The 12,558-nt window shown below is 59.2% G+C and carries 10 protein-coding genes, 1 tRNA gene and 2 pseudogenes; 5 read left to right on the plus strand and 8 right to left on the minus strand.

Annotated features, from left to right (window positions below):
- Nucleotides 1–126 precede the first annotated feature (126 nt).
- Nucleotides 127–1,365 (minus strand): annotated as a pseudogene (locus HKD40_RS16835) (IS66 family transposase); the annotation flags it as partial.
- Nucleotides 1,366–1,521: 156 nt separating this feature from the next.
- Here HKD40_RS16835 and HKD40_RS18105 point away from each other — a divergent pair.
- On the plus strand, nucleotides 1,522–1,650 hold the full coding sequence (locus tag HKD40_RS18105; protein ID WP_282567910.1) for a hypothetical protein: 129 nt from the start codon (nucleotides 1,522–1,524) through the stop codon (nucleotides 1,648–1,650).
- Between the two features lie 128 nt (nucleotides 1,651–1,778).
- On the opposite strand, the gene HKD40_RS18110 is transcribed toward HKD40_RS18105, so the two are convergent.
- From HKD40_RS18110 to HKD40_RS16855, 3 genes are all read right to left on the minus strand, one after another.
- Nucleotides 1,779–2,096, minus strand: coding sequence for a transposase (locus HKD40_RS18110; protein ID WP_282567911.1), 318 nt, complete (start codon nucleotides 2,094–2,096; stop codon nucleotides 1,779–1,781).
- Nucleotides 2,097–2,162: 66 nt separating this feature from the next.
- Nucleotides 2,163–2,846, minus strand: a complete 684-nt coding sequence (locus HKD40_RS16850; protein WP_169196943.1) for a hypothetical protein — start codon at nucleotides 2,844–2,846, stop codon at nucleotides 2,163–2,165.
- A gap of 144 nt (nucleotides 2,847–2,990) precedes the next feature.
- Nucleotides 2,991–3,067 (minus strand) — tRNA-Arg (locus HKD40_RS16855).
- 264 nt (nucleotides 3,068–3,331) lie between these two features.
- Between HKD40_RS16855 and HKD40_RS16860 the strand changes: the two genes are divergently transcribed.
- Entirely contained in the window at nucleotides 3,332–3,937 is a 606-nt protein-coding gene (locus HKD40_RS16860) for a DNA-3-methyladenine glycosylase I (RefSeq protein WP_169196944.1), read from the plus strand.
- Between the two features lie 34 nt (nucleotides 3,938–3,971).
- Here the strand turns inward: HKD40_RS16860 and HKD40_RS16865 are convergent, their stop codons facing one another.
- Nucleotides 3,972–4,409, minus strand: coding sequence for a peptidylprolyl isomerase (locus tag HKD40_RS16865; protein WP_169196945.1), 438 nt, complete (start codon nucleotides 4,407–4,409; stop codon nucleotides 3,972–3,974).
- 533 nt (nucleotides 4,410–4,942) lie between these two features.
- Between HKD40_RS16865 and HKD40_RS17980 the strand changes: the two are divergent.
- Nucleotides 4,943–5,284 (plus strand): annotated as a pseudogene (locus tag HKD40_RS17980) (lytic transglycosylase domain-containing protein); the annotation flags it as partial.
- A 2-nt stretch (nucleotides 5,285–5,286) separates the two neighbouring features.
- Here HKD40_RS17980 and HKD40_RS16875 read toward each other — a convergent pair.
- Complete coding sequence (locus HKD40_RS16875) at nucleotides 5,287–5,661, minus strand: response regulator (RefSeq protein WP_169196947.1); 375 nt, start codon at nucleotides 5,659–5,661, stop codon at nucleotides 5,287–5,289.
- A 214-nt stretch (nucleotides 5,662–5,875) separates the two neighbouring features.
- On the opposite strand from HKD40_RS16875, the gene polA reads away from it, so the two are divergent.
- Together polA and HKD40_RS16885 are read left to right on the plus strand one after the other, a co-directional pair.
- Nucleotides 5,876–8,797: a DNA polymerase I gene (gene polA, locus HKD40_RS16880; protein WP_169196948.1), complete on the plus strand. Its 2,922-nt coding sequence runs from the start codon at nucleotides 5,876–5,878 to the stop codon at nucleotides 8,795–8,797.
- Between the two features lie 241 nt (nucleotides 8,798–9,038).
- Nucleotides 9,039–9,590, plus strand: coding sequence for a hypothetical protein (locus HKD40_RS16885; protein WP_169196949.1), 552 nt, complete (start codon nucleotides 9,039–9,041; stop codon nucleotides 9,588–9,590).
- Here HKD40_RS16885 and tsaE read toward each other — a convergent pair whose 3' ends face one another.
- Together tsaE and HKD40_RS16895 are read right to left on the minus strand one after the other, a co-directional pair.
- On the minus strand, nucleotides 9,591–10,007 hold the full coding sequence (tsaE, locus tag HKD40_RS16890; protein ID WP_169196950.1) for a tRNA (adenosine(37)-N6)-threonylcarbamoyltransferase complex ATPase subunit type 1 TsaE: 417 nt from the start codon (nucleotides 10,005–10,007) through the stop codon (nucleotides 9,591–9,593). It lies immediately after the preceding gene.
- Nucleotides 10,007–12,400, minus strand: a complete 2,394-nt coding sequence (locus HKD40_RS16895) for an ATP-binding protein (RefSeq protein ID WP_169196951.1) — start codon at nucleotides 12,398–12,400, stop codon at nucleotides 10,007–10,009. Before HKD40_RS16895 ends, tsaE begins: the two co-directional genes overlap by 1 nt.
- Nucleotides 12,401–12,558: the final 158 nt, after the last annotated feature.

Raw genomic sequence — 12,558 nt, forward strand, 5'->3', positions numbered from 1 at the left:
GAACATCAACCTGGCGTAGCTTGGCGACGATCTCTTCGGGCTTGTGCTTCTTCTGGGGCATTCCAACGTCCTCTCTAGCGGCTCAATAGCCTACTTCAGGGAGGACCACTTTTCAGGGGGCAGACCACCTGACAGGCGTGGCAGCTCCCGGTCCAGCATGTTGAACAGCTCAGCCACGATGGGACTGGAGCGCTCTGCCCGGACGCTGGCACGCAATTCAGCATGATGGCCGCGGATATCCTCCTCAATTGTCCAGAGCGGAGCCATGGCCTTGACCACGGCGCTGGCAAAGGGCGAGGCATCGCTTGCATGCAGATCAAAGAACTTGCGCCGCGCGTGGGCCCAGCACCCGGCAAGGGTCACCGCGTCATTGGCGCCGCTCTGCTTGCCCAGCCGGTTATAGGCAGTATAGCCGTCAACCTGCAGGATACCGCGGTATCCATCCAGGTGCCGGGCAACGCAATCGCCGGACCGAGAGTCTTCGAATCGATAGGCCACCATTGGTGGTCCTGATCCGCCAAAGGTTCGATCGTCCCGGGCATAGGCCCAGAGCCAGGCGGTCTTCACCTTGCCCGAGCCCGGCGCCAGGGTCGGTAACTGGGTCTCGTCGGCGAAGATCCGTTCGCCCTGTTTGATGGTGTGAAGGACGTACTGGGCCAGCGGTTCGAGTTCGAAGCCCAGCCGACCCATCCACTGGGCCATCAGCGAGCGGTCCAGCTCCACGCCATCGCGGGCGTAGATCTCTTCCTGCCGATAGAGTGGCAAGCCATCGGCATATTTGCTGACCGCCACCTGGGCCAGCAGCGCCTCGGTGGGGATGCCGCCGACAATCAGGTGATCGGGCGCCCTCGCCTGCACGATGCGGTCTTCGCCGTCAGCCAGGCGGTAGGCATATTTGGGACGACGGGTGACGATGACGCGGAACGTCGCCGGGGGCACATCGAGCCGTTCGGAGACGTCTTCGCCAATTCGGACGGCCTCCAGACCAACGCAGTCGGCCGGCACCTCGGGCTCGATGCGCTCCAGGTGTGGAGCAAAACCCTTTCGCGGCCGCGAAGGACGGGGAGCAGCATTGTTCCTGTTGCGCGCTTCCAGCCCGGCCTTGATCTCCTCAATGCCGGTTTCGATCTCGTCGAACACGAAGGCCATCTGCTCATCGTTGAGCGGGTCGTGGCGTAGCCGTTCAGAGCGCGTGCCGTATTGGGCGCGCTGCAGCATGGCGAGGATCAAGGTCAGTCGCGCGATACGCTCGTCGGCCGTGGCGTTGATGACCTTGAGTTCGGCGATCTCGGCATGGGCCGCAGCGATCATCGCCTTGAGCGTGTCAATGTCGTCTGGGAGCTGTTGCGGATCGGTCGGAGCCATGACCGCATTATGGCATAAAACACCCCGGATTGCCTGGGGTTTTGTATCAGTGAGTCGGTCTGCCGCAGGCTTTTACCCAGCCGATTGCGGCCGGCTCTCAGTCACCGCGTACACCCGTTTCCAGTCCATACCCTCCACCAGTGCCAGCAGTTGCGCATGGCCCAGGTGGACCCGGCTGTGGCCGATCCGCGGCCAGCAGAACGCCGCCTTTTCCAGCCGCTTGGCGTACAGACACAAACCCGTACCATCCTACCACACGATCTTGACCCGATCAGCGCGCTTTGACCGGAAAACGTAGAGCGAGCCGTCGAACGGATCGGCTCCGGCGTCGCGCACCAGACTGACCAACCCATCAGGTCCTTTCCGGAAGTCGACCGGATGGCTGGCCAAAAATACCTTGGCGCCCGAGGGGATCATCCGGACCGAACAGCGCGCAAAACCCGGCGCAGGTGATCCTCGCTGATTGTCGGGCCAACCCGGATCATGGCACCTGCGATCTCGATCTCGACAGTCCCGCCCGAGCAAGCATGCTCCTCGCACGGCGTCTCAAGCCGCTCGACCTGGCCTTTGGCAACGGCTTTGCGCCGCCAGCCGAACAATTGCGAGGGCGACATTCCGTATCGGCGCGCTACTGCCGACACGTTCGCATCCGGAGCAAGCGCCTCTTTAAGGATCCGAGCCTTGGTCTCATCGGGCCAATTCCGCCGCGATACCGCAGGACTGCTGTCCATCCGGCCCGGCACCACCTCTAGCAATTGGAAACTTCTATCACTGGGCATAGGAGCAGACATAGAAACTCACACCGTCATCAAATCAGACGTGCAAATAATCCAACTCAAGCCAATGCGTGAGACGGGGGCGCCTTGGCGCTTACGCACGATCGGGTCCTTCGCGACGATCAGTTCTGCAAAAAGCAGGCTTTCCTCCTCCGGTTGAATGCGACGAATGCGTTCGTCGATCGATCGTGGCGGCTTGATGTAGGCGAGCGGTGACCGCGCCAGATCGTATTTGCGTGCGGCCGCTTCGAATATTGGTTTAAGCAACCGGACATCGCGACCAATCGAATTGGGTTTGACCTCTTCCAGTCGCTCGGCGATCCAATCCTCGAACATGTCTTCGCTTGCATCCGCAAGGGCCGTGGAGCAGAGCAGCACGAAGTCGCGTTTGAAGGCACGCAAGCGGTAAAGCTCGGTCTCCTTGCCCTTCACTCGGCGACGACCAGTCTCCAAAGCGGTGATTGCGTCATCGATAACGTCGCCCACGCTGGTACGATGGCCGATCAAGCGATCTATCTTGTGGCCACGATCCTGGTCGCCCATCACTTGGCGCACGAAGCGCTTGGCCTCCTCGAGATCGTCGAAGGAACCGGTGTGATTGGGAAAGCCCTTGCGACGGATTTTGACCTGGTACGAGGTCAGGCGTCCGTCTGTGGAAATCCGCTCATAGATGTAGTCCGTGCCACGGAGCTTAATGGTCGGCATGACGTCTTCTTCTCACGTTTAGTGGAAAAAGGGTCTTCGACATTCCGAGGATTCGCAATGGTCGGCGCGAACTTTGATTCGGGGGCGTTGTCCCGAAACCTGTCCCAAACTTAATGTGTTACATCAAGTACTTAGGATAAGCGTTGGCGCACCCGACAAGATTCGAACTTGTGGCCTCTGCCTTCGGAGGGCAGCGCTCTATCCAGCTGAGCTACGGGTGCAGGCCGGAATCGGGAGGTAGCCCCCGATGAATGAGCGGCAAACTAATGGAACTATGGCGCTTTCGCAACCAGCGATGTGGCCCCATGGGTTCTCTCCACACCTCGTGGCGCCGATGGGCATATCTATGGCACTTGGCTGGCCTTTATGGGCCTGAGCCTTGGCATCGGAATGGCCGAGCACGGGCCGCGCGCCCCAAAACCTACTGACAGCATGTGCCAATTTCTGCAGTATGTCCAAGGTGTTTATGGAATGCGAGGGAAGCGATGAGCCTAGTAACAGGCCCCGATGGTGCGCCGCGCTGCGGCTGGTGCGGGGAAATCGCCGAATTCATTCCCTATCACGACCATGAATGGGGTTTCCCCGTTGTCGATGACCGCAGGCTGTTTGAGAAAATCAGCCTTGAAGGGTTTCAGTCGGGCCTCTCCTGGCGGACGATCCTTAATAAGCGCGAAAATTTTCGGCGTGGCTTTGCCAATTTTGAAATCGACGCGGTCGCCCAGTTCACCCAAGACGATGTCGAGCGCCTTTTGCAGAATAGCGGCATTGTTCGACACCGGGGAAAGATCGAGGCGGTGATCAACAATGCGCAGCGGGCGCAGGAGTTGATCAAAGAGGCCGGCTCGATTGCAGGCTTTGTTTGGCAGTATGAGGCGAAAACGCTGAGCCCACCGCAGAGCCCGACGACATCGCCTGAAGCGATTGCTCTCTCAAAGGCGTTCAAGAAACGCGGCTGGAAGTTTGTCGGCCCGACGACCGTCTTCGCCTTCATGCAGGCGATGGGCCTCGTCAATGACCATCATGAAGGCTGCGTGACCCGCGCAAAGGCAGCTGAGGCCCGCGCCGCTTTTTCGCCACCACAAATAAAATAAAGGCGGCTCTGCGCCGCCTTTTGGGCAAGCCTAATTAGGCCTGCGCGCGCACTTCGACCAGCTCGACGTCGAAAATAAGGTCTTTACCAGCCATCGGATGGTTAGCGTCGACCGTGATGGTCTCATCATCCATATCGATCACGGTGATTGTCACGAGGCTGCCATCGGGACCACGGGCCTGCAGCTGCGTGCCGAGCTCCAGGGGAATGCCAGCGGGGACGAAATTCCGGCTCATCACCTGAACGGCTTCGTCGTGATGGGGACCGTAGGCATCGGCCGCCGGAATGGTGACGGTGGACTTATCACCGACGCGCATCTGCGCGACGTGACGATCTAGCCCCGGAATAACCTGACCAACCCCGTGGGTGAACTCCAAAGGTTCACGCCCCTCGGAACTGTCAAACACAGTCCCATCGGGAAAGCGCCCGGTGTAATGAATGCGAATGATATCGCCGGTCTGAGGTGAGCTCATGGATCGGCCTTTCGGTATAGTGTTTCCAGACGGGCTGGATCGTTTAGGACTGTCGCGGCCTATCGCTTAACCCCTCTTTAAGCCTAAGGCCCTAGAGGGCGGGGCAGGTTCAATGGCTCGCAACGATGAAACCCATTTGGGTTTACTGGCCATATCCAAGACTCTGGGCGAGATCGTGGCCGCAAGAAGCGCCCGAATGCTCGCTCCGATCACACTTGCTGCGCTCGCGTGGCTCCGCCCCAAAGCCGCCGCGTTTTGCGCATACGGCATTTTTACAGACGGGTAATCTGGGAATGCGAATGACGGCACGGCCGCTTACCATCACCGCTACGTTGATCCTTGCCACTGTGCTAGCGGGGTGCTCCTTTGCTGGCATTAAGCCAATGGCGGGGAACCGAGCGGGACAGACTGCAGCTGCTGCACTGGAGCAGGCTGTGTCAACGCCAACGCCTGCCGGCCATGTGCCGAAAGCGGCGGCGGTTCCAACAGCACCTGCCGATGTGGTGATGGCCTATGCCGACACACGCGGCAAGATCAATGCGCTGGTGACCCATTATGCGGCCCAGTACAAGGTGCCTGAAAGCCTGATCCACCGCGTGATCGTGCGCGAAAGCACCTATAATCCCGCAGCCCGCAATGGCCCCTATTACGGCCTTATGCAAATTAGCCACGCAACCGCGCGCGGCATGGGTTATCGGGGCGAACCCGCAGGCCTTTTGGATGCCGAAACCAATATGCGCTATGCCGTGCGCTATCTGGCTGGGGCCTATATGACCGCTGGTGGCGATCCTGATCGATCAGTGCAGTTTTATGCTCGGGGCTATTACTACGACGCCAAGCGTCTCGGCCTCGTTGAAAAGGCTGGCCTGCGTTAAGTTTACGCCTCGCGGCCCAAAAGCTTATTGAGAATACTGTCGAGTTCGTCGAGCTGATAGGGCTTTTCCAAACGCGGTAGATCGCTGGATTGGTTGTGCGGCAGCTCGGCATAGCCGGTGACCAAAAGCACCTTCAGGCCGGGGCGCAGCTTTTGCGCCGCTTCCGCCAGTTCGATACCGGTAATGCCGGGCATAGAATAATCGGTCATCAGAACGGTGATGTCAGCACGTTCTTCGAGCAGTTTTAGGGCTTCGGCGCCAGAATAAGCCTCAATCGCGATGTGCCCAAGTTCGGCAAGCAGATCCACCGTATTCATGGTGATCAATGCATCATCATCGGCCACCAAAATTGTAGCCTGCCCCACAGTCGTCGTCATAGGTGAACGCCCCCTCCTCAGCCATGCGCGCTCTTACGGCGCATTAGGGCTAACACACTGACCTATAGCCTATGAGAGGCCGAGCTCTTCGTCTATGGGAAAATCATCCTGTTTTACAACGTGATAGGGCTTACTGACACGGTTAGGCATTTAGCAGTGCCAAGTCGGGCGTCCGCGGTTAAACTGGACCCAATCTCGAAACGGGAATCGTCTCATGCATCTTTTGCTCGTTGATGGCTCGGGCTACATCTTCCGTGCCTTCTTCGCCCTACCCCAGCTGAACCGCAAATCTGACGGACTGCCTGTCGGCTGCGTGCAGGGGTTCTGCAATATGCTGTTCAAGCTCACCCAAGATATGGAGGGCGATGATCGCCCCACCCATATGGCCGTAATCTTTGACGCCAAGGGCAAGACCTTCCGCGACCAGATTTATGATCAGTATAAAGCGCAGCGCCCACCTGCGCCTGAAGAGCTGGTGCCGCAGTTTCCGCTAACCCGTTCGGCGACCCGCGCTTTCTCCATCCCCTCCATTGAAATGGAAGGGTGGGAAGCCGACGACATTCTGGCAACCTATGCCCGCATGGGCCGCGAGCAGGGCTTTAAGGTCACGATCGTTTCGTCGGACAAGGATTTGATGCAGCTGGTTGAGCCCGATGGTTCGATCCGCTTGCTCGACACTATCGCCCGCCCCGGCCAGCCGCCGCTGCGCTGGATTGGCCCCGATGAAGTGTTCACCAAGTTTGGCGTGACCCCGGACAAGGTTATCGACGTGCAGGCGCTGTGTGGCGACACGGTCGATAACGTGCCGGGCGTGCCGGGCATTGGGCAGAAGACGGCTGCAGAGCTGATCAATACCTATGGTGATCTCGAAACGCTGCTGGAGAAAGCTGGTGAAATTAAGCAGCCTGCGCGTCGCCAGAAGCTGATCGACAATGCCGAACTGGCCCGTATCTCCAAGCGCCTCGTGACGCTCTCGCAGGACGTGCCGGTGGAACTCGACATCGACGCCTTGGTGCGTCAGCCGATGGAGCCGAGCAACCTCTTCCCCTTCCTCAAGGCGATGGAATTTGCCACCATCACCAAGCGTTTGGCAGCCCATCTCGATGCCAACCCAGACGATTTCGAGGCGGACCCTGAGCTCCGGGCTGGCGGCGACACGCCGCTGGAAGGCGTGCCAGAAAAGTCCCAATCCCTCTCCGTGGCCAAGGCCAAACTTGCGGCAAATGCGGTTCCGGGCACCGGCCCTGCGCGTCACGCCGCTGAAGAGCATGCGCGGGTAAAAGCCATTCCGGTCAATTATGATGCCTATCGCATCATCAACACAGAAGCTGACCTCGCCGCGATGATCGAAAAGATCATCGACAAGGGGCTCGTCTCAATCGACACCGAAACCACCGGTCTTGATCCGCAATCGGCGGATTTGGTGGGCGTCTGTCTATCGACCGAAATTGGTGAGGGCATCTATATTCCGGTTGGTCACAGCAAGGCTGGCGACCTGTTGGAAGGCGGCGGCCTTGTCGACGGGCAATTGCCGATCCGCACCGTGCTCGACATGCTCAAGCCGGTTCTCGAAAACCCTGCCATTCTCAAGATCGGGCAGAACTGCAAATACGACATCGAGATTTTAGCCAATCTCGGGATCGCTATGGCCCCGATTGATGACACCATGCTCATCTCTTATGCGCTCGATGGTCCGCGCTATAACGGCATGGATGTGTTGGCCGATCATTGGCTCGAGCACAAAACCATTACCTTTGGTGAGCTGGCGGGGACCGGCAAAAACCAGAAGACCTTTGATCAGCTCGATATTGCTGCCGCAGCGCGCTACGCCGCCGAAGATGCCGACGTAACGCTGCGCCTCTGGCATGTGCTCAAGCCACGTTTGGCAGCAGAGAACGCCACGACGGTTTATGAAACGCTGGAGCGTCCGCTAGCGCCGGTTCTGGCGCGTATGGAAGCGCGTGGGGTGACGGTTGACCGGCAAATGCTGGCGCGCCTTTCGGGCGATTTCTCCCAACGGGCGGCAGCGTTTGAAGCGGAAGCCTATGAGCTGGCGGGGCAGAGCTTTAATCTTGGATCGCCCAAGCAGCTTGGCGAAATCCTTTTTGATAAAATGGGCCTCGAAGGCGGCACCAAGACCAAGACGGGTGCTTGGTCGACGGGCGCTGATGTGCTCGAGGACCTCGCCGCCAAGGGCATTCCGCTGGCCCGCACGATCGTGGATTGGCGTCAGCTCTCCAAGCTCAAGAGCACCTATACCGATGCTCTGCCGACCTTTATCAATCGGCGGACGGGCCGCGTTCACACCTCTTATCAGCAGGCTTCCGTGCTGACGGGCCGCTTGTCGTCGAACGAGCCGAACTTGCAGAACATTCCCGTGCGTACGGCGGATGGACGCAAGATCCGTCAGGCCTTTGTCGCGCCGGAAGGCAAGACACTGATCTCGGCCGACTATAGCCAGATCGAGCTGCGCGTTTTGGCCCATATTGCCAATATTGGATCGCTCAAGGATGCGTTCGAAGAAGGCCTCGACATTCACGCGATGACCGCTTCGGAAATGTTTGGCGTGCCGGTGGAAGGCATGCCAAGCGACGTGCGCCGTCGCGCCAAGGCGATCAATTTTGGCATTATCTACGGGATATCAGCCTTTGGCCTGGCCAATCAGCTGGGCATCGGGCGGGGCGAAGCGGGCGACTATATCAAGACCTATTTCGAGCGCTTCCCGGGCATTAAGGACTATATGGAGGCCCAGAAGTCGCGTGTCAAAACCGACGGGTATGTGACGACGATCTTTGGCCGGAAAATCCAGTTCCCCAATGCAAAGTCGAGCAATCCATCCGAACGCGCCTTTGTCGAGCGCGCGTCGATCAACGCGCCCATTCAGGGCTCGGCGGCTGACATTATCCGTCGTGCCATGATCCGTATGGAGCCCGAACTGGCCAAGGCCGGGATCGAGGCCGACATGCTGCTGCAGGTGCATGACGAACTGATCTTTGAAGTGCCTGAGGGGACTGAGGATAAGGCCATCCCGGTGATCAAGCGGGTGATGGAAACCGCATCCGAGCCCGCTGTGCGCCTGACCGTGCCGATCCAGGTGGACGCGCACGCAGCCAAGAACTGGGACGAGGCGCACTAAGCGCACGGTTCTATTGAGCATTGGAAAGGTCTGGGCAGCATAGACAGCTGCTCAGGCCTTTTGCCTTCATTGCTGCTTCGCACTGTTGAAAAAACAACACACAGCTGGCCTGAAAGGCCCTTGTTGCGCAGATGATTACATCTGCTTAACAACAATTTCACGTAACGCTGTCTCGTTATTCAGAAATTATACAGTATCCATCTGGGGCACTGATTAATTTTTGATGAGAACGGACGTCATCATGACAGTGACTGACGACACTATTGCCCAATGCAACGCTGTGACCTTTGCGTCCGGTCAGGCGACAAGCGAATTGATGCGCGAATTTGGCAAGAAGATCGGATTTCAAGAAACTATTGATTATCCGCGCTTTGCCGAGAATGAGGCCAAGGGGCTCAATTTCTTCCTTGTGCACGGATCGATCCCGGACGCCAATAAGCTCAGGCTTATTCGGGCCCTGCGCTCGCACCCCGATGTGATGCGCCGGTTTGCGCCGGTGGTGTGCCTGCTCTCCGGCGGGCCACGGCATCAGGTGGTGCCGCTGGTGGAGATGGGGTTTGACGAGGTGCTGTTCCTCGTCGACAGCGTCGACTCCATGCGCGCCAAGCTCAATGCTCAGCTGAACCACCGGCTGATGTATGTGCAGACGTCCAAATATTTTGGGCCAGACAGGCGGCGGATCGAACTGGTGGATCGCAATGATCCACGCCGCAAATATGGTGGCTCAGAATTTCGGCGGATTATGGTAGTGCGTAACCCCACCAGCGGGATCGAGACGCTGGAAGCGCTCTGATCAGAGCGTGAGGCGCACCAATCGCCCGTCCCCACCCTTGGGAATGCAGAGTGTGACCGTGAGATTTGCCGCTTTGGCAATATCGGGGGCGCGCTCGGCCCATTCGACCAAGACGATGGCGCTCGGATCGTCGAGCAGCCCCAACTCATCGGCTTCGCTTTCATCGGCAAGGCGATAAAGATCGGCATGCATGACAGGCCCCTTAGGCGTGTCATAGGGCTGGATGATGGCGAAGGTGGGGGATGGAACCTCCAACTCCGGATCACCGGCCAGAGCGCGGATAATGGCGCGGGCAAGAGCGGTTTTGCCAGCGCCGAGGTCGCCTTCAAGACGCACGATCATGCCCGGTTGCAGCTCGGCCGCAAGGGTTGCGCCAAATTCTGCCGTAGCCGCGTCGTCAGGAAGGAAGAGGTCCATTATTCGGCCACACCTGCCAAGGCGCTATCACGCGGCAGATTGACGATGATGCGGCTGCCCTTGGGCTCGCGGCGTTCGGCCGAGATGGTGCCGCCATGCAGGTTCACAAAGGTCCGCACGATGGAGAGGCCAAGCCCGGCGCCGCGCTGACGGCCGCCAGCGGCAGGAGTATCCAGACGGGTCAGGATCGCCGACTTCAGCTCGTCGGTGAGGCCTGGGCCTTCATCTTCGATGACGAACAGCATGCGATTGTCGCGGCTGGTGACGGCCAAGCGGATCTCGCTGCCCGGCGGGGCAAAACGCGCCGCGTTGGAGAGAAGATTGTAGAGCACCTGCACAAGGCGCGTCCCGTCAGCAATAAGAGACGGCAGGTTGGGCTCGATATCAACCACCAGCTTTGCCGGGACGCCAGAGACTTCGGGCATGGTCGCCGAAATGCCCGCACGGGCCTTTTCGATGAGCGCGTGAACATCGAGACGCTCAGGATTGAGCTCGGCAATGCCCGCATCGACAGACGCCAGATCGAGAATATTGTCGATGAGCACGCCAAGGCTGACCGAAGAGGCGTGGATATAGGAGATATAATCGCGCTGCTGCGCGGTGAGCGGAGAGCTTTCGTCGGCGGCCAAAACTTCGGCAAAGCCGATGATGGAGGTCAGCGGCGAGCGCAGCTCATAGGAGACGTTTTCAACGAAGGCGTCCTTGAGACGATCAGCGGCAACCAGCGCATCGTTACGCTCCTTGAGCACCTTGGAATAGCTGGCGCTTTCGGTGACGTCGATAAAGGTCATCATCGACTGACCATCGGGCAGACGGGTGATCGAGAAATCAATGAGCTTGCCATCCGAGCGCGTGATGCGGCCCTTCTGGTCCGTGCGGGTCGGATTAAGATCGATGATGGCGCGCTTGAGATCACGCCAGATGGTGGCGCCATCATGGGGCAGCGCTTGCACGCAGCGGCTGGCGATCTGGTCGATATGGGGCGCGGTTTCGAGCTCAGACTTGACCTGCGACCAGAGCTCTTCAAAGCGCGGATTCCACAAGGTCAGGCGGCCATTGGTGCCGAACACAGCCACAGCTTCAGACAGCGCATTGATGGTTTCGCGCTGCACGTTGGTGAAGGCCTTGTTGGTTGACGCCATGTTCAACCATTCGGTCATGTCTTCAAAGACATAGATGACGCCGCCTTCAGCGCCGGCGGGCGCGGAAATGACCTTGACCGTGCGACCATCCGGCAGATGCCAAGGATCGGCCTCAAACGGCTCGGTGCGCTCGTAGCTCTTGAGATGGTTGGCACGCCAGGTGTGGTAGTCAACGGAATTGGGCAGACGCCCTTCGGTGCGCAGCTTATCGAGGACAGCGCGCTCATCGGTGCCGGGGGTGAGGAACAGACGATCCAAGCCCCAAAGCTTGATATAGGCCTCGTTGTACTGCACCAGCTGGCGCTTGGCGTTGAAGATGGCAATCGGGGTGCCGAGGTTGTCGATCAGGCCGGAGATCGGGGCAACTGCTGCCTCAGGGATCGGCGCTGGATTGGAGATGGACTTGCGTGGCGCCAGATAGCCACCAATGCCACCGGGCACGTCAAACTCAACCACATAACAATTGACCGCTGCGGCCAGCGCATCGAGATCAAGGTTCTCGACCGACTTACCGCGCGTTTGCGCCAGATTGACCAAGGCTGGATTGGCAAAATCGAGCTTGCCATCTTCAAGGCGCAGGAAAGCGGGCTCGGGCATATGGGTGATAATGGCCTGAGCGCATTGCCAATCGGCCGCTTCAACCACGGCAACACTTGCAGCCTCACCCGGCTCTAAATAGGCGGGGCGCAAGCGCATGGCGATAGCGCCGCCCATGACCCAACCCGAGCAACGGACCTGACGACCATCGAGCGTTTTAAGGCTCGATGAGAAGCGATGACCATGCATCTTCAGATTGTCGAGCAGCTCTTGCAGGCGATTGGCTTCTGCAGGACCGAGCCAGCTGCGCAGATTAAGAACGCTATGAGGCTGACGGCCCACGGGCAGAACGGCCGAAGCATCGCCCAGAATGCGGGGTTCGGCTGGGGTCGCGCTCTCGTCGGTCCACAAGACGGTCAACTCACGCGAGCCCGCGATCAGGCTCTCATATTCATCGACCATGTTGCGCAAGTCAGCGATTTGCGAGGAGGCGCGACGACGCGCGGCGCGCGTGTCGACCAAAATCGAGCGCACAACGGCCATGGCGATGAGCGAGAAAGCGCCCGCGCCGAGCACAACGGCCACCGGCGCAATGCCGCCGAGACTGACCGGAACACCGCTCTGAGCGACAGCCGGAGCTGCGGCGAGCAGAGACAGAGGGGCAGCGCTAAGTGCTGCGAATCCCAAGTGTTTCCGGAATCGTTCCGGCACCATGCCAAGCCTCATGTGTTCGTTGCGCCAAGGTCCGACCCACAGGGGCCAGTATGCATTTACTGCTTTGGCGGCGGCCTACGCGGAGAATGGCTCTCCTGCCGCTCGCTGATCCGAACACTTAAAATCAAAGTATCCGAATCACCCTGACATTAGCCGTG

This window comes from Devosia sp. MC1541, assembly GCF_012847305.1.
Taxonomy (GTDB): domain Bacteria; phylum Pseudomonadota; class Alphaproteobacteria; order Rhizobiales; family Devosiaceae; genus Devosia.